Source organism: Devosia subaequoris, assembly GCF_014197055.1.
Classification (GTDB): domain Bacteria; phylum Pseudomonadota; class Alphaproteobacteria; order Rhizobiales; family Devosiaceae; genus Devosia; species Devosia subaequoris.
In genome coordinates, this window is the sequence record NZ_JACIEW010000001.1 from 570,842 (window position 1) to 590,763 (window position 19,922).

The following is a 19,922-nucleotide window of genomic DNA, read 5'->3' on the forward strand; positions in this document are numbered from 1 at the left end:
CCACGTGAATAGGGCCGTCCCCTCCCCCCTCGAGGGTGAGGAGATGAGAACGGGGTGGCGCAGAGCCCCCTCGTGCTGCAATTGCCCGGTCATTCCCCAGCAACCGGGATACGTTTTCCAGTGCCATCAAAGAGATGCACATGCTCAGCCGAAAAGCTGAGCGTCACCACCTTGTCGACGTTCAAGTGATCGTCGGTGAAGATACGGGCCGTGATCCGCGCATTCTCGCCACGGTCGAGTGTCACGAGGCTTTCCGGGCCCATATTCTCATTGGCAAACAGCGGCGCCGTGACTGTGTTGCCGGCGCCAGCAGCGGCAATGGCCAGATGTTCCGGGCGCACGCCCAGCGTCAGTTTCTTGCCGCTCATGGCCAGCGCCTTGCCGATGGCATCGGTCATCGGCAGGCCTTGCATGGTGAGCCCCTCGCCCTTGAGCAGCAACTGACCTTCGCCCTGCTCACACTCCACCTCCACCAGGTTCATCGGCGGATTGCCGACGAAATTGGCGACAAAGGTAGTGGCCGGACGGCGGTAGATCTCGATGGGCGAAGCGTACTGCACGATCTTGCCCTGATCCATGACCGCGATGCGGGTGGCCAGAGCCATCGCCTCTGCCTGATCATGGGTCACATAGACCGCGGTCATGCCCATGTCGCGTTGCAGGTGGTTGAGGAACCCGCGGGCCTCGAGGCGCAGCTTGGCGTCGAGATTGGAAAGCGGCTCGTCAAAGAGATAAACCTGCGCCGGATAGACCAGAGCTCGCGCCAGCGAGGTCCGTTGCTGCTGGCCGCCCGAAATCTGGCTGGGCAGGCGGTCCATCAGATGGCCGATCTTGAGCACGTCAGCGACTTCCCTTGCACGGGCATGGCGCTTCTGAACTGGCTCGCCGCGCACCTTGAGCGGATAGGCCATGTTGTCCGCCAGATTCATATGCGGATAGAGCGCGTAGTCCTGGAACACCATGGCGATGTTGCGGTCCTTGGGGTGGAGATGGGTCACCTCCTTGCCGCCAATCAGGATCTGCCCCGAAGTCGGCGTTTCCAGGCCCGCCATCATCCTGAGAGAGGTGGTCTTGCCGCACCCCGAAGGACCGAGCAGGCAGACGAATTCGCCGTCGCCGATATCGAGATTAACGTCCGATACGGCCTTGAAGGCGTTGAAGCTCTTGGAGACGTTTTTGAATTCAACAGAAGCCATGAAATGATCAAGCCTTGATGCCGCCGAAGAACCGGAAACCGAATTTCCAGCTGACGAAGAGATACAGAGCCACGACGGGCAGCGAATAGATAAGCGCATAGGCGGCCAGCAGGGTCACGATGGGCGTACCCGCTTCCGAGTAGAAGGAATAGATCGCCACCGAGGCCGGCATGTTGTCCGAGCTGCGCAGAAGAATGAAGGGGATGAGGAAGCTCCCCCAGATATTGACGAACGCCCATACCACCACGACCACGATGCCGGGCCGGATGACCGGCAGGGCGACATCGAAGAAAGCCTGGACCGGCGACGCCCCCGCCACCATGGCACTTTCCTCATAGGATTTTGGGATGGAGTCGATGAAGTCGCGGAGGATGAACATGGCCGTCGGCAGGAGCCCGCCAGCGAATGTCAGGATGACGGCAATGTGCGTATCCATGACCCCCATGGCCGAAACGATGAGGAAGATCGGCACCATGGCGGCAGATCCCGAAACGACCGAGGAAAACAGCAGCAAAGTATAGGTGACAGCCCCCTTGCCCGGCACCGATGAGCGGCTCAGGGCATAAGCGGCCAATGTCGCCGCCGCACCCACCAGGATGACACCGCCGGTGGCCTGGATGAAACTGTTCCAGAGCGCCTGAACCGCGTAGGAATTGCCGAACACGGTGGCAAAATTTGAAAGCGTCCACGGGTCGGGAATTGCCAGACCGAGTTCAGCCCGCGCATTGAAGGGCGCGAAAATGAACCAGATGAGCGGCAACGCGAATATCGCGCCGATCAGGGCAGCGAGGGCCGAAAAGGCGATACGGCCGACATAAGCTGGAAGAGTGAGCTTCATGATTTGGGCGCCTTCTTGCGGCCCAGGCTGAGATAGACCAGCGCAAAAGCCAGGTTGATCAGCATCATGATCACACCCACCGCAGCGCCCTTGCCGAACTGGAAGTCCTGGAATGCGACGCGATAATTGTAGATCGAGACCAGTTCAGTCCGGTAACTCGGCCCGCCATTGGTGAGCAGGAACGGCGTGAACGTGTTGAACGTCCACATGGTAATGAGGATGAGATCGGTGACGATATGCCCGCGAATGAGCGGCAGGCCGATATCGCGGAATTTCTGCCAGCTCGAGGCACCGGCCACGTCCGCGGCCTGGAAATAGCTCGGCGGGATCGACGAGAAAGCCGAGTTGAACAGCATCATCGAGAAGGCCGCGCCGCGCCAGGTGTTGAACACCACGATGACCCAGAAGGGCTGCTCGAGGAGAAAGTCCCCGGGCGGCAGGCCGAACCCGGTGAGCAGCGCATTGAGCGTGCCCTGGTCGCGGTCCAGAAAGGCGAACCAGGCAAAGCCGATGACCACTTCGGGCAGGATCCAGGCGGCGATGACGAAGGTTTCGGTGATGCGCTTGACCCAGGGCGGCACGGTCTGGATCAGCCAGGCCAGGAGCAGGCCAAGTAGTGCCTGCCCGATCAGCGCCGAGGCCAGCACGAACTGGGTGGTCAGAATGAGCGAGAAGCCGAACTGGCCGCGCTGAAAGAAAGTGGCCGGGTCGAACAGCGCCAGATAATTGCCCAGACCCACGAACTCCGGGTTAAGTGCTGTCCGGCCGATCAAGGTCCGGTTGGTAAAGGAGACAAAGATCACCCAGAAGAACGGAACGATCACGAAGATCGAGACCAGAAGGCCAGCAGGGAGCATGAAGGCGGCCCCGGCCCTGTTGGAGAGCAGCGAGAAATTGCGCACCTTTCGCCGGGGCTTTGAAGTGATGGGTTCAGTTGTCATGGTCACTCCGGCCTATCTCTGAGGCGGCGGCTGGCGGCGTGCACACTTGTGTGCCCACCTCGGGCGCGATCCGAGAACCACTCCCAAATTGCGCAAATGTCGTACGGCTCTCGGATCAGGTCCGAGACGGATCGGTGAAATGGTTGGCACTGCGGCCGTCGAACGACCCGGCACGCATGGCGCGCCGAGTGTTCGTGGGTCTTGGCCTAGAGCAAGCTGACGGTGTTTTCTTCACCGACAATGCTGGTGACCGCAGCCTTGTACTGGGCCATGGCTTCCTCCGGCGACAACTCACCCGAAACCACGGCTTCAGTCATGCGCTGGATTTCCTGCGACACCGCATTGTAGTTCGGGTCGTTCGGACGGGCCGTGGTCAGCGGCAGCAGCGTCTGGCTGGTTTCGGTCAGGAAGGGCGAATTGGGGATCGCCACGTCCGAGCGTGAGCGGATACCTGGCTGATAGTCCTGGAAGGCAGTCATCTGTTCCTGGCTCATCATGAACGAGAGGAACTTCCAGGCTTCCTTGGGCGTGTCGGTATTGGGGTTAATCACAAAGCCCGTACCGCCCGAGATGGAGACAAAGTCCTGGCCACGGATGCCCTCACCTGGCTCCTCAGCAGGCATCTTGACCCAGCCCATCACATTGTCACGGTCGGCCACTTCGAATTCCGAGCCGGGCGCGGTGACCGAGCGGTAGAACCAGTCACCCTCGACCAGCATGGCGGTCTTGCCGTCGCGGAAATTGGCGAAGGATCGATTGCGGCCATCGGCCAGGAGCTGTGCGCGCTGATCGCCCAGCCCTTCATCGACATAGATGGTCTTGTACAGGTTCAGCACGTCGAGGATGCCCTGGCTTTCCACGATATACTTGCCGTTCTCGTCGGTGACGCCTTCCCCGGTGCCCAGGAGCGCCATCCAGTAGCCCTGCATGGTGGTGGCTTCGCCCATGGCAACGCCGGCATTGAGCTGAAGCGGGGCTTCGACGCCCGCTTCCTTGAGCTTGCGTGCCGCATCGAGCACGTCAGCCCAGGAGGTCGGCTGCCAGTCGTCAGCAATACCGGCCTGTTCCAGCAGATCCTTGCGGACATAGATCATGCGCACGTCAGTACCCAGGCCGATGCCATAGGTTTCGCCGTCATAGGACAGGATCGAGCGGATACCATCGGAGATGTGGTCCCAGCCTTCCCAGTTCGCATAGTCCTCGCCAATCAGCTCATCGAGCGACTTGAGCTGACCACCTTCAGCAAAGGCCGGGATCAGGAAGCCATCAAAGGCGGAAATGTCGGGGCCGGCGCCGGTGGAAAAGTCGAGCGCCAACTGCTGGGTGAGTTGAGCGTCTTCGCCGCCGAACTGGTTGAGCGTAACGTTGATGTCTGGATTGGCGGCCTCGAAAGCGGGAATGACGCTTTCTTCGATCCACTCTGCAGTGGCGCTGTTGACGCCGCCGATCACGCAACGGCAGGTGATGTCCAGATCGACAGCGAATGCCGGTGCGGCCATCGCCGTGGCGCCGATCAGGCCGAACGCAATGCTGCGCAGATGATTGCTCATCGCAAATACTCCTCCCATGTGATGGCCCCGAATTCTCGGTCAGCCGGTATTGGCCTCCCCCATCCTTGGCAGGAGACCAGTGAAGAATGAACACGTTTTCACTTTCCGTCAATAGCCAGAACCGCTGTCGAAAATGGCTCGACGGAAAGATGCGTCAGCAATACTGGCTATTTGCAACGCTCCTATGACAGTTTGGGCGTGATCGTCACCGGATTTCATGCGCCGCGACTTGACAGTGTTCTGCCTTACAGTCAGACAAATGAACACGATTTCATCGATACGAGAGCGGGGGTGGCATTGAGCCAGGACGAGACGACGGCAAGGGGGCGGGCGACCGCCGAGATGGTGGCGGAACGCGCCAATGTTTCGCGCGTCGCCGTGTCGCGCGCCTTCAACCCCCATGCCTCGCTAAAGCCTGCCAAGCGCGAGCTGATCCTGCGCATTGCCCAGGAGCTCAACTACACTCCCGACCGCGCCGCCCGCGCTCTGGTCAGCGGCCGCTCGCATCTGGTCGGCGTTATCGTGCCGGACGTTTGCAGTCACTGGGAAAGCCAGGAGATCGATGCGTTGACGACGGCGCTCCAGGCTGAAGGGTTCGCCACCCTGCTGTTCAAGACCCGCATCGACTATTCCATGGACGAGCAATTGCTCGCCTATATGCGTGGCTTCAATCCGGACTCCGTCATCGCCTTTGTCGAGAACGTTAAGCCGACAACGCTGGCCAAATTCCTGGATCGTGCCGTACCCATCTATATCCACTATCCCCGTTCCGGTGCCCCGGAAGATAGGCAGGCGGGCCCGTTACATGACCGCCTCAATGTCCTTCATCGCACCGGTGTGGAACAAGCGGTCTCCCTGCTTCAGGGCTATGGGGCGCGGCGCATAGCCTATGTTTCGGGTGTCGACAAATCTCGAGCAAACACGGCGCGCGAGGACATGTTGCGAGTCGTGATGGCTGAGCGCGGACTGGCACCACCCATCATTGCAGCCAGCGACTTCAGCTATGACCGGGCCTATGCCGCCACCCTCGACCTGTTCCGTGTCGGCGAGGGCGCCGATGCCGTCTTCGCGGCCAATGACGTGGGCGCGTTTGGCGTCATCGATGCGCTGCGCCACGAACTGAACCTGCGCGTCCCCGAGGACGTCAAGGTAGTCGGCTTTGACGACATCGCCCAGTCGCACTGGAAAAGCTACAACCTGACCACGGTCAAGTTCGACCTGGAAGAACGCGTACGCGCCCTGGTGCGGCTGATCCTGCGGCGCCTCAACAATCCAGACGCGCCCCCACTCGAAGAGACCCTCAACACCCGCCTCGTCGTGCGCGGCACCGTCGGCTGATTTTCATGACCTCTAGCACCATCCACCTCGTCTTCAAGACCCATCTTGATATTGGTTTCACCGATCATGCCGCCCGCGTGCGGAAGCAGTATCACGAGCAGTTCATTCCGCAGGCGATTGCCACCGGCGCGCATTTTTACGCCGAGAATCCCGGCGCACCGGCCTTTATCTGGACCACGGGCGCCTGGCTGATCTGGGATCACCTCAACTCGCAGCCGGCCGACAAGGTGCGACAGCTCGAACAGGCGATTGAACGCGGCCTCATCGTCTGGCATGGCCTGCCCTTCACCACCCATACCGAGCTGATGAGCCCGGCCCTGTTCCGCGCCGGCCTCTCCTATGCGGCCGAGCTCGATCAGCGCTTCGGGCGCACCACCACGGCCGCCAAGATGACCGACGTGCCGGGCCACACGCTGGGCATGGTGCCGCTCCTTGCCGAGGCCGGCATCCGCTTCCTGCATCTGGGCGTCAACACCGCCAGTCCGGTGCCCGACGTGCCGCCGATCTTCCGCTGGCGCGCGCCCGGCGGCGAGGAGGTGGTGGTCATGTATCAGGCCTCTTATGGTGCCACCGACTTTCCCGCCGGCGACGATGTGGGCCTGAGCTTTGCCCATACCAATGACAATATCGGGCCGCAAAGCGTCGGGCAGACCGTCGAGGCGTTGCGGCATATGCATCACGCCAACCCGGGCGCCGAGATCAAGGCCTCGACGCTCGACGCCTTCGGCGACCAAATGTGGGCGCGGCGCGAGAATTTTCCACTCGTCACCGAGGAGATCGGCGATAGCTGGATCCATGGCACCGCCACCGACCCGATCAAGCTCTCGCGCTACCGTGCTCTGAGCCGGGTCTATGACGGCTGGATCGATGCGCCAACGCCCGAGCGGCGCGCCTTCGGGCGCGGCCTGACCATGGTGGCCGAACACACCTGGGGCGTCGACGTAAAAACCTATCTACGCGACGAGACGGCGTGGGATCGTGCCGATTTCGAGGCGGCGCGCACGCAGGACCACCGCTTCGCCTATGCGGAGCAATCCTGGGCCGAACAGCGCGCTTACATGGCAACGGCGATGGAGAACCTCGTGGCCGGGGACAGGGCCGCAGCGGACGCAGCGCTGGCCGAGCTCGACGAAATTGTCCCGGCAAAGCCCGACACCCTTTCAGCCGGAACGCATATCACCAGCGGATACTGGTCAGCCGAGCTCGACGCAACGAGCGGCGACATCATCCGCATCACCGCGCCGGATGGACGGGTGATCGAAGGGAAGAAGGGACGCCTCATCGCCTTTCGCCACGAAAGCTACGACTGGCACGAGTTGCAAAAACACCTCGACAGCTATCTGCAGCATCGCGACGAATGGGCCATTCTCGACCACGACAAGCCGGGTCTTGGCGCGGCGAAAACCGCCCGCACGGCACAATTCACGCCACAGCTTCGCGGCGTGGCGGGCGGCATTGCCTGGAGCCAGATGCCGGAGGATGGCCATGCGGCACTCGGCGCGCCCCGGAGCTTAAACTACCGGCTGCGCGAAGTTGATGCTGACAGGGTGGAAGTAACGCTGGTGCTTCACGACAAGCCCGCAAATCGTATGCCAGAAGCTGGTTTCTTGAGCTTCACGCCCGATGGCTCGGACCGTTGGGAGCACCGCAAAATGGGGCTGTGGCACAACAGCGCCAAAATCATTCGACGCGGCGGCGGTCAATTGCAGGCGGTGGAGGCGGCACGCTCGGGCAGGCTCATGATCGAACCGCTGGACAGCATGCTGGTCTCACCAGAGGGCGCGCCCTTCATTCCGTTCCAGCCCGAGCGACCCAACTTCAGCGCCGGGCTGCGTTTCAACCTCTACAACAACAAGTGGGGCACCAACTTTCCGATGTGGTGGGAGGGTAGTGTTGCTTTCCGCTTCGTTATCGGGGTCGCCGCGACTGCGTGATTATCGCTCCCACCGCGGCAAGGTGGTATTCTGAGATACTCGCCAGCGCCTTCAGCAGGGCCGGCGCGGTTCCACGCCCTTGGCTCGCAGACGAAACCTACTGGACGCAGACGCATTGACCTGTGAGCTCACGGTGACGGGAGACAGATCAGCCATGTCCGATAGTTTCAAACAGCCCATAGTGCGCTTCTCGCCCTCACGCGGCCCAGAAAGCCCCGACGTCTGGGGCGTTTATGAGCCTGACACCGGCTCGGTCCAATATGTCTGCGCCGATCCTGCCAGTAAGCGAGCCGGCCTGATAGACGTGGTGTGGAATTTCGACCCCCAATCCTACTCAACCAGTTCAGCGAGCGCCGACCAGATCCTCGATATTGTCCGAGAGAAAAATCTCTCAGTGGAATGGGTACTCGATACCCACCCCCACGCCGATCACCTCATGGCGTCCGACTATCTCAAGCAGCGCACCGGTGCACCGACGGCAATCGGGGAAAAGGTGCGTGAAATCGCGGGGCTCTGGAGTAGGATCTATCATCTACCCCACGCATTCGATCCCGACCGCGATTTTGATCGCCTGTTCAGCGAAGGCGAGACCTTCAGTATCGGGGATCTGGAAGCCCGCGTCCTTCTGTCTCCTGGTCACACCCTGGGTTCGATCACCTTTGTGGTGGGCGATGCCGCCTTTGTCCACGATACGCTGATGTATCCCGATGTCGGCACCTCGCGGGCCGACTTCCCGGGTGGCGACGCCGAGCAACTCTGGGAGACCATTCAAACCCTGCTCCAGCTTCCTGCGCAAACGCGCCTGTTTATCGGCCACGATTACGGCACCTCCGAGCGTCAAGAACCGCAATGGGAAGCGACGGTGTCCGAGCACAAATCGCACAATGTCCACGTTAAGGACGGAACCAAGCGCGAAGATTGGCTTGAACTTCGTCGTGCCCGCGATGCCACCCTACCCCTGCCCGACCGCATGCTGGCCGCTCTGCAGGTCAATCTGCGTGGCGGCCGCCTTCCAGAACCGGAAGCCGATGGCCGTCACTACCTCAAACTGCCGGTCAATCATTTCAGCACACCGCAGGCGGACTAGGCTCGTTGACAAGGTACGGTATTGCAACGCACCGCGTTTGCCGGAGGCTGTTGGCCTAAATTGCCCAACAAGCCGCCATTTGTTGCGCCGGTCATAAGAGACAGGCGTCCCCTTCCCCAGCGTGGCCTAGCTCACAGCGGCCAGAAAAACAGGATCGAGGGCACGCCGACGGCGATGATGATGGCTTCGAGCGGCAGGCCCATGCGCCAGTAGTCGCCGAAGCGGTATCCGCCCGGACCCATGATGATCGTGTTGTTCTTGTGCCCGATCGGGGTCAGGAATGCGCATGATGCCGCCACGGCCACCGCCATCAGGAACGGATCGGGCGAGACCTCGAGGGACTGGGCAATGGACAAGCCAACGGGTGCGGCGATCAGGGCCGTGGCGACGTTGTTGAGGAAGTCCGAAAGGGTCATGGTGACCACCATCAGCAGGGTCAGAATCGCCCAGGTCGGCAAGGTGCCGGTGAGCGAGACAATGCCGTTGGCGATCAGTTCCGTGCCGCCCGAGGTTTCCAGGGCCAGCCCGAGCGGAATGAGCGAGGCCAAAAGGACAATGATCGGCCATTCCACCGATTCATAAACCTCGCGCGGGCCAATGATATTGAACAGCGCGTAGATGCTGACCACCATGGCCAGCGCAATGGCCAGCGAGAAAAAGCCCATCACCGAGCCGGCGACAGCGGCAGCGAACACTCCAATGGCGAACAGAGCCTTGCTCCGCTGAACGACCGAGTGGCTCCGTTCGGCGATCGGAAGCACGCCCAGCCAGTCCACGGCGTCATTCACGCGGTTCTCGGGCCCCAGCAGCAATACGACGTCGCCCGGCTGAATCGGCAGTTTGCGCACGCGCTGGCGGAATCGGCGCCCCTGCCGGGCAACGCCCAGCAACGCCACGCCGCGACGGTTTCGCAGGCCAAGGCCAAGGGCGGTGCGTCCGACCATGCGCGCATTGTCGGGGACAATCGCTTCGATCAGGGTGAGGGATTTTCCCCTGAGCCCGACATGTTCTTCGGTACCCATGGTCTCGAGGTTCGCCGCCCCGATAAACGCCTCGATGGATTTGGGGTCGCCTTCCAGAATCAACATGTCGGCAGCGCGCAATTCCGTGCTCGCCGAAAAGCCGGGAAGGCGGCGGCCGTTCCGCACGATACCGAGCAAGGTAATGTCGTGGTCTTCAGCAAGTGGCAGCAGGTCGTCCGGGGTCTTGCCCAGGCTCTTGGACTCGTCTCCCACCACCGCTTCGGCAACGAACAGATCCTTGGTCTGCTCATGGCCGGCAACAGCGGCGCCGCCGGTGGGCAGCAGCCGCCAGCCGATCAGGGTGACAAAGGCAATGCCGACCAGGGCGCAGCTCAGGCCGACCGGCGTGTAGTCGAACATGGAAAAGGGCGTGCCCAGCGTGCGCTCGCGAAATTGCGAGACGACAATATTGGGCGGCGTCCCGATCAGGGTAATCATCCCGCCCAGGATGGTGGCGAAGGACAAGGGCATCAGTGAGCGCGAAACGGAGCGCTTGCCCTTCTTGGCAGCCTCGATGTCGAGCGACATGAGCATGACCAGGGCTGCCACATTGTTGATGATCGCCGAGAGCGCCGCCCCGACGATCGACATGATGCCAATGTGGCTGGACAGGGCCCGATCAGACGAAATCACCAGCCTGGCGATCAGTTCGACAGCACCGGCATTGGCGAGCGCCCGCGATACAATCAGGACCAAAGCGATGATGACGACGGCTTCCTGGCCGAACCCTGCGAACGCCTGGTCCGGCGGGACAACGCCGGCGACGACAGCGATAAGCAGCGCGGCGAACGCCACCAGATCATATCGGACACGGCCCCACACCAGAAACCCGAAGACCAGGCCCATGAGAATAAAGAGAAAAATCTGCTCAAAGGTCACGTGTGTCTAAATGCTCCGCCGATTGGTCACTAGCCCCTCAAAGGCCACATGGCCCAGGCGCAACGGCATAGGGATGGCACATTTGCCCGTGGCTGTTCAATCCTGGCTTGGCTTTGCCGCTTCGAACCTATTCAAGGCAGGCAGGTAGAAAACTACCGGGAAACGCGTCTTCCGATTCACCGACCCACAAAATTTTCCCAGGTCAATTGCGTCAACCCCCGTCTGAGGCGGACCACTCACGGCTTTACCGAGCTTTTTCCGTCTTGCCGTAAGCTCGTTTTAATCGATGCCCTCTACCGTTCCGGACGGGAGACGCCGTAAGCATGCACAGATTGTTCAACTGGCTCATACTGGCCGACGTGGAGTCGAGCGTTGCTCGCGCGCAGTTGCGGGAGCTGCGAAACCACCTACCGCTGCTCTATAGCCTGCTTATCGCCAACGCCTCCCTGCTAACCTGGACCTATTCCGATATCACACCATTCTGGATGAGCTGGGGGACGTTCGCGTGCGCTTCCGCAGTTTGCCTGTCGCGCATTCCCTTCTGGTTGCGCCTGCGCACCTCGAAAATTTCTGATCAAGATGTATTGCGCCACCTGCGCCGCGCCGTTTTGCTCTCGGGTGTGCTTGCCTTGCTGTTCATCGGCTGGGCAATGCTGCTTGACGGTTATGGCAGCGCCCTTGAGCATTCCTATTCGGCCATTTTCATTGCCACCACGGTCATCTGCAGCTTGTTTTGCCTGATGCATTTGCCTCAGGCCGCCACCATGATCGTGGTGTTGGTGGCCCCCGTCTATGTCGGCTATTACGCCTTTGCCGAGGTTGACCTGGTGTTCCTCGGCATCGCGCTCAATGTGGTGCTGGTGGTGCTGGTTATGATGAAGGTGCTATTCCGCGCCTTTCATACGTTCACGACAATGATCCGCTCGCAAAACGAGATCATCGCGCGCCATCTGGAAGTGGAAAAGCTCAACATTGAGAATGAGCGCCTCGCCAATACCGACGCGCTTACCGAGCTGACCAATCGCCGATACTTCTTTGTCGAACTGCAGAAATGGATTGATCAGAAGGATGCCGAATTCACTTTGGCGCTGCTAGATCTCGACAAGTTCAAACCCATCAATGACCGCTATGGACACCCTGCGGGCGACCAACTGCTTGCCACCATTGGAGGGCGCCTCAAGAAGCTGTGCAACAAGGACATCTTGATATCCCGTCTGGGCGGCGATGAGTTTGGCGTACTGATCCGCCTCGACCCCGATCAATTCATGGGACACGCCCACGATACCATCACCGCTCCGGTCGAGATCTTCGGCAAGTCGCTGTCGGTGGGATGCTCAATAGGATTTGCCAGATTCCCCACGTCCGCGCGAACGGCCGATGAATTGCTCCATCAAGCCGACGCCGATTTGTACGCGAACAAGCGCTCAAAAGTGCAGACGCTGGGCATTCGTACCGCAATCTGATCTTCTGCCGGCCCCGCTTCGAAAGCAGCGTAGTCTATCATATCCGAGAGCTTGAAAGGACCGGCCGCCGCCGCTCTTTGCGCCGCGATACTACTGCAGATTGATCAGCCCGCGGAATTGACCCGCGCTGCCGGCACCTCGTCGCCGATGACCCAGCGACCTCTGCCGTCGCGCTTTGCGGCGTAGCAGGCCTGGTCGGCCCGCTTGAGGATGCTGCGCACATCTTCGCCGGGGCGGGCCACGGCAATGCCGATGCTGGCCGACAGGGCAACATCGCTCGCATCGGTCGAGAGCCGACGCACCGCGTGAATGATCTTGCTGGCGAGCATGCCAACCAGTTCGTGACGAATATCAATCAGAATGGCGAACTCATCGCCGCCAAGCCGGGCGGCGTGGCCACTCTCGGCGGTCCAGCGCAGGACATCGGCGATCTGGCGCAGCGCCGCGTCGCCGGCGTCGTGCCCGCCACTGTCATTGATCGATTTGAAGTGGTCGATATCGATATAGAACACCGCGCATGGGGGACCGTCGCGATCGTCGAGCCGTTCGGACAAGCGGCGCTCGAAGGTCGAGCGGGTCAAGAGGCCCGTGAGCCCGTCATGTTCCGCCGCCCATTTAAGGGCCGCCCGCCGTTCGACATCCTCGGTAACGTCCCGGATGGTGCCGGTCAGCCGTTTGGTCATGGACGGCGTTTCAACCAGGCGCGCAAAGGTCTCGACATGGCGAACCATGCCGTCCTCCCGGATAATCCGGTAACGGATGACGTCGGTGGTTTCCCCGACAGCTTCGTGTTGGCCCTCTGCCATCTCCCGGTCGTCCGGGTGCAGATAGTTTTGCCAATGCTGTAACTGGTGTGCCTCAAGCTCGGGATCGACGCCAAAGATCTCGCGGGTCCGGGCGTCCCAGAAACTGGTCTGGCTGACCGGATCGAATTCCCAGATGCCCACATCACTTGCCGCAAGGGCCAGGCGAAACCGCTCATTGGTCTGCTGCAGGGCCTGTTCGGCGGCCTTTTGCCGGGAGATATCTGCCTGTACCCCGACCATGCGGGTTGGCCGCCCATCGCTGTCCCGCTCGATGATGCCGCCCCTGTCGAGCACCCAGAGCCAGGTGCCATCCTTGCGCTGCAGGCGGATTTCAGTCTCGATTTCGGCCGTCTCGCCGCGCAGATGGCGTTCACCGCTTTCAATGGCGCGTGCGCGATCATCGGGATGGGTCAGTTCGAGCCAAAGATCGCTGGATTGCTCCAATTCACCTGGGGCGTAACCGAGCATAGCGAACCAGCTCGCCGAATAAGCACATTCACCGGTGACCAGGTTCCAGTCCCAAACACCGAGGCGAGCGCGCACGATGCCATGCAGATAGGCGTCGACTTCCAACTGGCCATGTTCGTGAATAGGCATCGTCAAGTTCCAACTCAGGGCCCCAAAATGTGCCCCAAGACACAAAGATTGGATTAAGCTGGGCCACAGAATTTAAGCCGCCGCTTTTTATGAGAAGCGGCGGCACGGTTTTCACGAGGCTTTTGTCACCTGGCAGCAGTGGAGTGCAAGGTCTTGGACGCGCGGCCGGGCGAAGCACGGTGCGTCCACACCCGGAGATGAGAGATCGCTCCCGGCACTCGGTATGGGGGATCAGGGTTGGGGGCAGAACTGACCGCTAATCAACGTTGCAAACGAACCTCCGTCTCCGCCAACAGTTGCAGGGGCTTCTCAACGAACCGCAGAAATAACCAATTCTCCCCCGCCATGCGGACCCGGCACATGGCCAGCGGTGACAAATCCTGACGCGACCAGAACATGCTTTTCTTGATCATCGAAAAATATGTGTGCGCCGAAGGCCCGTAATATCGGCGCTTTGGTGTTCACTCCGACGAAATGCGCCTCGTCGGCAGGAGTGCCCCAAGCCCGCAAAGTATGAATAACACGGGCATGCGCTGGCGCGTTGCGCGCTGTGACAATCGCGATCCGAACCTTACTCCGTCCTGCCGAGTTCAGAAAAATGGCGCGCAGGATCGAAAGCTTATTCAAGAAGGCCCCGAACGGTCCATGCGCCATTGGGTTCGTCGCATTTTCGCGTTCGTGCTTCAGAAACGCTTCAATGCCCTCCTGCTTATAAATCTGGTCCGATTGGGCGCTAAAAACTACCGCATCACCGTCGAAGGCAATTCGGACTTCACCGTCCGTCTGTTCATTGCGCACTGCCGGCAACGAGCCAAGCTTGGCGGCGGCGGCTCCCGCTTGAACAGCTGCCCGTACATCGGTTTCTTCGTTGGAAAGAAAGAGGTCGATGTTCCAAGCAGAAACGTATGGCCCAATAGGCTGCCCGCTGGTGAAGCTGCCGACTTTGATCGGCAGTCCATATTCTTCGATGGAATTGAAAGCCCTTAGCGATAGGTCGGGCGAATTGCGTGAAAGCAAGACAACCTCGACAAAGGGCGAAGAACCTGGCTCATTCAGGGCTAAGAGCCGTTCGATGACATTAAACCCGGCCCCCATTCCGACGACGGTCTTTTCGCGCTCCAATTGTAGTTGGCAATAGGCGTCAACGCCGCGCTCGAGAAAAACGGTATGCTCTTCCTCCAAATCAAACAGGGCGCGCGTCGAAATGCCTATCCGCAAGGGGGAGTCACGTAAACTCGCCAGCGCGGCGCAATCCACAGGCCCACCCGGCTCCAACGCTTTATTAAAAGAGTGCAATTGCGCTACTCGATCCTCGCTCAAAAATCCCAGTCTTCATCCTCGGTCGAGATCGCCTTGCCGATGACGTAGCTTGAGCCGGAGCCGGAGAAGAAGTCGTGGTTCTCGTCGGCGTTGGGCGAGAGGGCCGAGAGGATCGCGGCGTTGACCTGGCAGGCCTCGGGCGGGAACAGGGCTTCGTAGCCAAGGTTCATCAGCGCCTTGTTGGCGTTGTAGTGGAGGAACTTCTTGACGTCCTCGGAGAGCCCGACGCTGTCGTAGAGGTCCTCGGTGTAGCGCGCTTCGTTGTCGTAGAGCTCGAGCAGGAAGTCGAAGGCAAAGTCCTTGATTTCCTGCTTCTCGGCCTCGTTGAGACGCTCGACTTCGCGCTGGAACTTGTAGCCGATGTAATAGCCGTGGACGGCCTCGTCCTTGATGATCAGGCGGATCAGATCGGCTGTGTTGGTCAGCTTGGCCCGGCTGGACCAGTACATGGGCAGGTAGAAGCCGGAATAGAACAGGAAGCTTTCGAGGAAGACCGAGGCGACCTTCTTCTTGAGCGAGTCGCCGCTGTCATACTGCTGCATGATCAGCATGGCCTTGCGCTGCAGGAACTCGTTTTCCTCACTCCAGCGATAGGCCTCGTCGACATCAGGCGTCGAGCACAGCGTCGAGAAGATCGAAGAATAAGAGCGGGCATGCACGGCTTCCATGAAGGAGATGTTCGAGAGCACCGCTTCTTCATGCGGGGTCTGGGCATCGGCCATCAGACGCACCGAACCGACACCATTCTGGATGGTGTCGAGCAGGGTGAGGCCGGTGAAAACGCGGATGGTAAGCTGCTGCTCTTCGGGCTTGAGGGTCGCCCAGGACGGGATGTCGTTGCTGAGCGGCACCTTTTCGGGCAGCCAGAAGTTCGAGGTCAGGCGGTTCCAGACCTCAAGATCCTTCTCGTCCTGGACGCGGTTCCAGTTGATGGCGCGGACCCGGGCGATCGGCTTGGCGTGCATATTCATGGGTTTGTGGGCCTTTTTATCAGAGCGCGCAGGAGACACAGCCCTGGACCTCGGTTCCTTCAAGGGCAAGCTGGCGAAGACGGATGTAGTAGATTGTCTTGATGCCCTTCTTCCAGGCGTAGATCTGCGCCTTGTTGATATCGCGGGTGGTCGCGGTATCGCGGAAGAACAGGGTCAGCGACAGGCCCTGGTCGACGTGCTGGGTGGCCGCCGCATAGGTGTCGATGATCTTTTCAGGACCGATCTCATAGGCATCCTGGTAGTATTCCAGGTTGTCATTATCCATGTAGGCGGCCGGATAATAAACGCGACCGATCTTGCCTTCCTTGCGGATCTCGATCTTGGAAACGATCGGGTGGATCGAGGAGGTCGAGTGGTTGATGTAGGAGATCGAGCCGGTCGGCGGTACGGCCTGCAGGTTCTGGTTGTAGAGCCCGGTCATCATGACCTTGGCTTTCAGATCCTTCCAGTCTTCCTGGGTCGGCAGGTGAATGCCGGCCTTCTCGAACAGTTCGGCCACGCGGGCGGTCGCCGGGGTCCATTCCTTGTCGGTGTATTTGTCGAAATAGCTGCCATCGGCATATTTCGACTTGCCGAAGCCCTTGAAGGTCTCGCCGCGCTCGGTAGCGATCAGGTTCGAGGCGCGGATGGCGTGATAGGTCACCGCGTAGAAGTACATATTGGTGAAGTCGACGCCTTCTTCCGAACCGTAGTAGATGCGCTCGCGGGCGAGGAAACCGTGCAGGTTCATCGCGCCCAGGCCAATGGCGTGGCTGTCAGCATTGCCCTTGGCGACGGAAGGCACCGAAGAGATATTGCTCATGTCCGACACGGCGGTCAGCGCGCGGATCGAGGTCTCAATGGTCTGGCCGAAATCCTCGGAATCCATCGCCTTGGCGATGTTGAGCGAGCCCAGATTGCAGGAAATATCCTTGCCCATGTGCTCATAGCTCAGATCCTCGTTGTAGAGCGAGGCGTCGCTGACCTGCAGGATTTCCGAGCACAGATTGGACATGGTGATGCGGCCATCGATCGGATTGGCCCGGTTCACCGTGTCCTCGAACATGATGTAGGGGTAACCGCTCTCGAACTGGATCTCGGCGATGATCTGGAAGAATTCGCGCGCCTTGATCTTCTTTTTCTTGATGCGCTTGTCTTCGACCATTTCGCGGTATTTTTCGGTGACCGAAATCTCAGTCATCGGTACGCCATAGACGCGCTCCACGTCATAGGGCGAGAACAGGTACATGTCCTCGTTGTCGCGGGCGAGTTCGAAGGTGATATCGGGGATCACCACGCCCAGCGAGAGCGTCTTGATGCGGATTTTCTCGTCGGCATTTTCGCGCTTGGTATCGAGGAAGCGCATGATGTCGGGGTGGTGGGCATGCAGATACACCGCTCCCGCACCCTGACGCGCACCAAGCTGGTTGGCATAGGAGAAGCTGTCTTCAAGCAGCTTCATCACCGGCAGCACGCCCGAGGACTGGTTCTCGATCTGCTTGATGGGGGCACCCATCTCGCGGATATTGGTCAGGCTGAGCGCCACGCCGCCGCCGCGCTTGGACAGCTGCAGGGCCGAATTGATGGCCCGGCCAATGGATTCCATATTGTCTTCGACACGCAGCAGGAAGCACGAGACGAGCTCGCCGCGCTGCTTCTTGCCGGCATTGAGGAAGGTCGGGGTCGCGGGCTGGAAGCGGCCGGCAATGATTTCGTCGACCAGGTTCCTGGCCAGCACCTCGTCGCCGCGCGCCAGGGCGAGCGCGACCATGCAGACGCGGTCCTCATAACGCTCGAGATAGCGCTTACCGTCAAAGGTCTTGAGGGTATAGCTGGTGTAATACTTGAACGCGCCCAGGAAGGTGGGGAAGCGGAACTTCTTGTCGTAGGCGTAATCATAGAGATCGCGCACGAAGTTGAAGCTATATTGGTCGAGCACGTCCTGCTCGTAATAGCCTTCCTCGACCAGATAGGTCAGCTTCTCGCGCAGATTGTGAAAGAACACCGTGTTCTGGTTCACATGCTGCAAGAAGTACTGGTGAGCGGCCTGCCGGTCCTTGTCGAACTGGATCTTGCCCTGCTCATCGTAAAGATTGAGCATGGCGTTGAGCGCATGATAATCCAGCGCCTGCTCGTTCTTATCCTGTGAAGGCTTACCGGCCGGCCGTTCTTCGGTGCGGTCTAATGTGAGCGTGTCCAAAACCGTTCCAGTCCCTGTCTGACGTTGGCGACATCCTCATCCGTTCCGAGCAATTCGAAGCGGTAGAGAAGTGGCACGGCGCATTTTTGCGAGACGATATTGCCCGCAAGGCAGTAGCCGGTGCCGAAATTCGTGTTTCCCGCGGCGATGACGCCGCGGATGAGATCGCGATTGTTCGCGACATTAAGGAAGCGGATGACCGGCTTGGGCACGGCGCCCTTGCCATCCCCGCTTCCATAGGTGGGCAGCACCAGCACGAAAGGCTCGTCCATCACCGGCGGCTCGCTTGCTGCGTCCACCGGTAGTCTTACTCCGCCGACCCCGAGCCGCTCCACGAAACGGTGCGTGTTTCCCGAGGTGCTGGAATAATAGACGAGGCCGCTCATGTCCGGGCCCTGCTCCATTCGATCAGGCCAGATTGCCGATCATGTCGGGACGGAAGCCGGCCCAGTGCATGTCACCAGCCACGACCACGGGAACCTGGCGGTAGCCCATCTCTTCAACGCGCGCATAGGCGTCGGCGTCGGCGGAGATGTCGACAATGGTATAGTCGAGGCCCTTGCGGTCGAGCGCACGGGTGGTGGCGGTGCACTGAACGCAGGCGGGCTTGCTGTAAACGGTGATGCTCATCGTAATCCTCACAGGACTGATATTACACGGCGGGCTCGCGCCATCCGCGGGTGGACGTTTGGGTGCAAGGCAGGCCTTCTGGCATGGACACGACCTGCCCCTTACAGGGCCGCTCAGGCATCGCTTCAAAGATAAACGCGCGAACCATCGCTTCAGTCATTCCCAAGTCACGAGCGCGCACACGCCCGCCTGCCGTAATCCGGCTTCGTCCGGTCTGTCGTTGACGCTGTTACCAACCCCGGGCCCGCGGGAGGGCGGACCCAAGAACTTGCCCCGTGCCCCGGCCCTGCATTAGTCGTATCGCCAATGCTTGTTCCGAGGGCTTGTCCGTAGCTTGAAACCAAGCCCCGGACCGAGGATCAGGTTCGTGCGATTCATCGCTGTCGTCAACGCCAGAAAATCACAACACCTAGTGTCCCACACCCAGCTTCAAACAAGGGATGGTATGGGTAATATGTGGATTACGGGGACAAATATCAAGCAAAACAGCGCTGTTGTGGCGCCGATTTGATCGGTGCTTCACCGACCTCAACCTGCCTCTGAAACGCGCTAGAGTCTGGCGCTAAAGCCACGGAAAATCTCACTGTTCGGCAGCCTGGATCGGCGCTTAACCGCGCCTTTACCATAGGGAGATGTCCCGATTCTCCCCAGTGTCGAAACTGTCAAGCGCAGAATTATTGGCACGTTGACGACATCCCGGCGCAAATCTCCGACTATCCACAGGAGGATGCGCCGCCCGCACATGGCCACCATATCTTGTGCCGTCTGGCGCCGCGAGCAGACCCGCCACAACTACCATCTTCCTCAACTGCCCACCTGACCACAATCGCCCCTGCCCCGGCGTAAACCATTCGGACGCATGTTGGAGGACAGTCCGGCAGGCTCCTGTTAAGGTTTCATCAACCATAGGAGGCTGGGCATGCGCGTTCCCAATGCCGGACAGGATCTGATCGAACGTCGAATCGTGCGCGAGGGCAAAGCCATCGCTGAAGCCATGCTTGCCGATTATGCCGACCCGCCGGCGTTTCAGCTCTCGGCCCTCTGGCCGGCGTTGCGCACATTCGGCGTCCGCCTTTCGGCCGTCTTGCGTGGTGAGCCTATCCGGTCCTGAGGGCGGCTGTACGCCGTAATTCCAATTTCCACCCTCACC

At 60.2% G+C, this 19,922-nt stretch carries 16 protein-coding genes; 5 read left to right on the forward strand and 11 right to left on the reverse strand.

Annotated elements, in window-relative coordinates; translation table 11 throughout:
* Positions 1–89: 89 nt before the first annotated feature.
* The 4 genes from GGR20_RS02780 to GGR20_RS02795 form a co-directional block, all read right to left on the reverse strand.
* A complete protein-coding gene (locus tag GGR20_RS02780; protein ID WP_183309684.1) occupies positions 90–1,196 on the reverse strand; it encodes an ABC transporter ATP-binding protein in 1,107 nt (368 codons plus the stop codon).
* 7 nt (positions 1,197–1,203) lie between these two features.
* Complete coding sequence (locus GGR20_RS02785; protein ID WP_116588548.1) at positions 1,204–2,034, reverse strand: carbohydrate ABC transporter permease; 831 nt, start codon at positions 2,032–2,034, stop codon at positions 1,204–1,206.
* Entirely contained in the window at positions 2,031–2,936 is a 906-nt protein-coding gene (locus GGR20_RS02790; RefSeq protein ID WP_116588699.1) for an ABC transporter permease subunit, read from the reverse strand. Before GGR20_RS02790 ends, GGR20_RS02785 begins: the two co-directional genes overlap by 4 nt.
* 245 nt (positions 2,937–3,181) lie before the next feature.
* Positions 3,182–4,525, reverse strand: coding sequence for an extracellular solute-binding protein (locus GGR20_RS02795; protein ID WP_183309685.1), 1,344 nt, complete (start codon positions 4,523–4,525; stop codon positions 3,182–3,184).
* 291 nt (positions 4,526–4,816) lie between these two features.
* On the opposite strand from GGR20_RS02795, the gene GGR20_RS02800 reads away from it, so the two are divergent.
* The 3 genes from GGR20_RS02800 to GGR20_RS02810 all read left to right on the forward strand — a co-directional run bounded on the left by GGR20_RS02800 (position 4,817) and on the right by GGR20_RS02810 (position 8,884).
* A complete protein-coding gene (locus GGR20_RS02800; protein ID WP_253559997.1) occupies positions 4,817–5,863 on the forward strand; it encodes a substrate-binding domain-containing protein in 1,047 nt (348 codons plus the stop codon).
* A 5-nt stretch (positions 5,864–5,868) separates the two neighbouring features.
* Positions 5,869–7,797, forward strand: a complete 1,929-nt coding sequence (locus GGR20_RS02805; RefSeq protein ID WP_183309686.1) for a DUF5054 domain-containing protein — start codon at positions 5,869–5,871, stop codon at positions 7,795–7,797.
* Positions 7,798–7,951: 154 nt separating this feature from the next.
* Positions 7,952–8,884: an MBL fold metallo-hydrolase gene (locus GGR20_RS02810; protein WP_183309687.1), complete on the forward strand. Its 933-nt coding sequence runs from the start codon at positions 7,952–7,954 to the stop codon at positions 8,882–8,884.
* Between the two features lie 131 nt (positions 8,885–9,015).
* Here GGR20_RS02810 and GGR20_RS02815 read toward each other — a convergent pair whose 3' ends face one another.
* Positions 9,016–10,785 carry an SLC13 family permease gene (locus tag GGR20_RS02815; protein WP_183309688.1) on the reverse strand — a complete coding sequence of 590 codons (1,770 nt, stop codon included), beginning with the start codon at positions 10,783–10,785 and terminating at the stop codon, positions 9,016–9,018.
* A gap of 323 nt (positions 10,786–11,108) precedes the next feature.
* On the opposite strand from GGR20_RS02815, the gene GGR20_RS02820 reads away from it, so the two are divergent.
* Positions 11,109–12,248 carry a GGDEF domain-containing protein gene (locus GGR20_RS02820; RefSeq protein WP_183309689.1) on the forward strand — a complete coding sequence of 380 codons (1,140 nt, stop codon included), beginning with the start codon at positions 11,109–11,111 and terminating at the stop codon, positions 12,246–12,248.
* Positions 12,249–12,352: 104 nt separating this feature from the next.
* Here GGR20_RS02820 and GGR20_RS02825 read toward each other — a convergent pair whose 3' ends face one another.
* The 6 genes from GGR20_RS02825 to nrdH form a co-directional block, all read right to left on the reverse strand.
* Complete coding sequence (locus tag GGR20_RS02825; RefSeq protein WP_183309690.1) at positions 12,353–13,651, reverse strand: PAS domain-containing protein; 1,299 nt, start codon at positions 13,649–13,651, stop codon at positions 12,353–12,355.
* Positions 13,652–13,960: 309 nt separating this feature from the next.
* Positions 13,961–14,971 carry a 5'-nucleotidase gene (locus GGR20_RS02830; protein ID WP_246349364.1) on the reverse strand — a complete coding sequence of 337 codons (1,011 nt, stop codon included), beginning with the start codon at positions 14,969–14,971 and terminating at the stop codon, positions 13,961–13,963.
* Positions 14,968–15,942, reverse strand: a complete 975-nt coding sequence (gene nrdF / locus GGR20_RS02835; RefSeq protein WP_183309691.1) for a class 1b ribonucleoside-diphosphate reductase subunit beta — start codon at positions 15,940–15,942, stop codon at positions 14,968–14,970. The genes GGR20_RS02830 and nrdF overlap by 4 nt, the downstream gene beginning before the upstream one ends.
* Positions 15,943–15,961: 19 nt before the next feature.
* Positions 15,962–18,142, reverse strand: coding sequence for a class 1b ribonucleoside-diphosphate reductase subunit alpha (gene nrdE / locus GGR20_RS02840; protein ID WP_420827417.1), 2,181 nt, complete (start codon positions 18,140–18,142; stop codon positions 15,962–15,964).
* On the reverse strand, positions 18,124–18,528 hold the full coding sequence (gene nrdI, locus GGR20_RS02845; RefSeq protein ID WP_183309692.1) for a class Ib ribonucleoside-diphosphate reductase assembly flavoprotein NrdI: 405 nt from the start codon (positions 18,526–18,528) through the stop codon (positions 18,124–18,126). Before nrdI ends, nrdE begins: the two co-directional genes overlap by 19 nt.
* A 22-nt stretch (positions 18,529–18,550) precedes the next feature.
* Positions 18,551–18,772 carry a glutaredoxin-like protein NrdH gene (gene nrdH, locus GGR20_RS02850; protein ID WP_183309693.1) on the reverse strand — a complete coding sequence of 74 codons (222 nt, stop codon included), beginning with the start codon at positions 18,770–18,772 and terminating at the stop codon, positions 18,551–18,553.
* A 919-nt stretch (positions 18,773–19,691) separates the two neighbouring features.
* Here nrdH and GGR20_RS02855 point away from each other — a divergent pair.
* Positions 19,692–19,883: a hypothetical protein gene (locus tag GGR20_RS02855; RefSeq protein WP_183309694.1), complete on the forward strand. Its 192-nt coding sequence runs from the start codon at positions 19,692–19,694 to the stop codon at positions 19,881–19,883.
* Positions 19,884–19,922 lie beyond the last annotated feature (39 nt).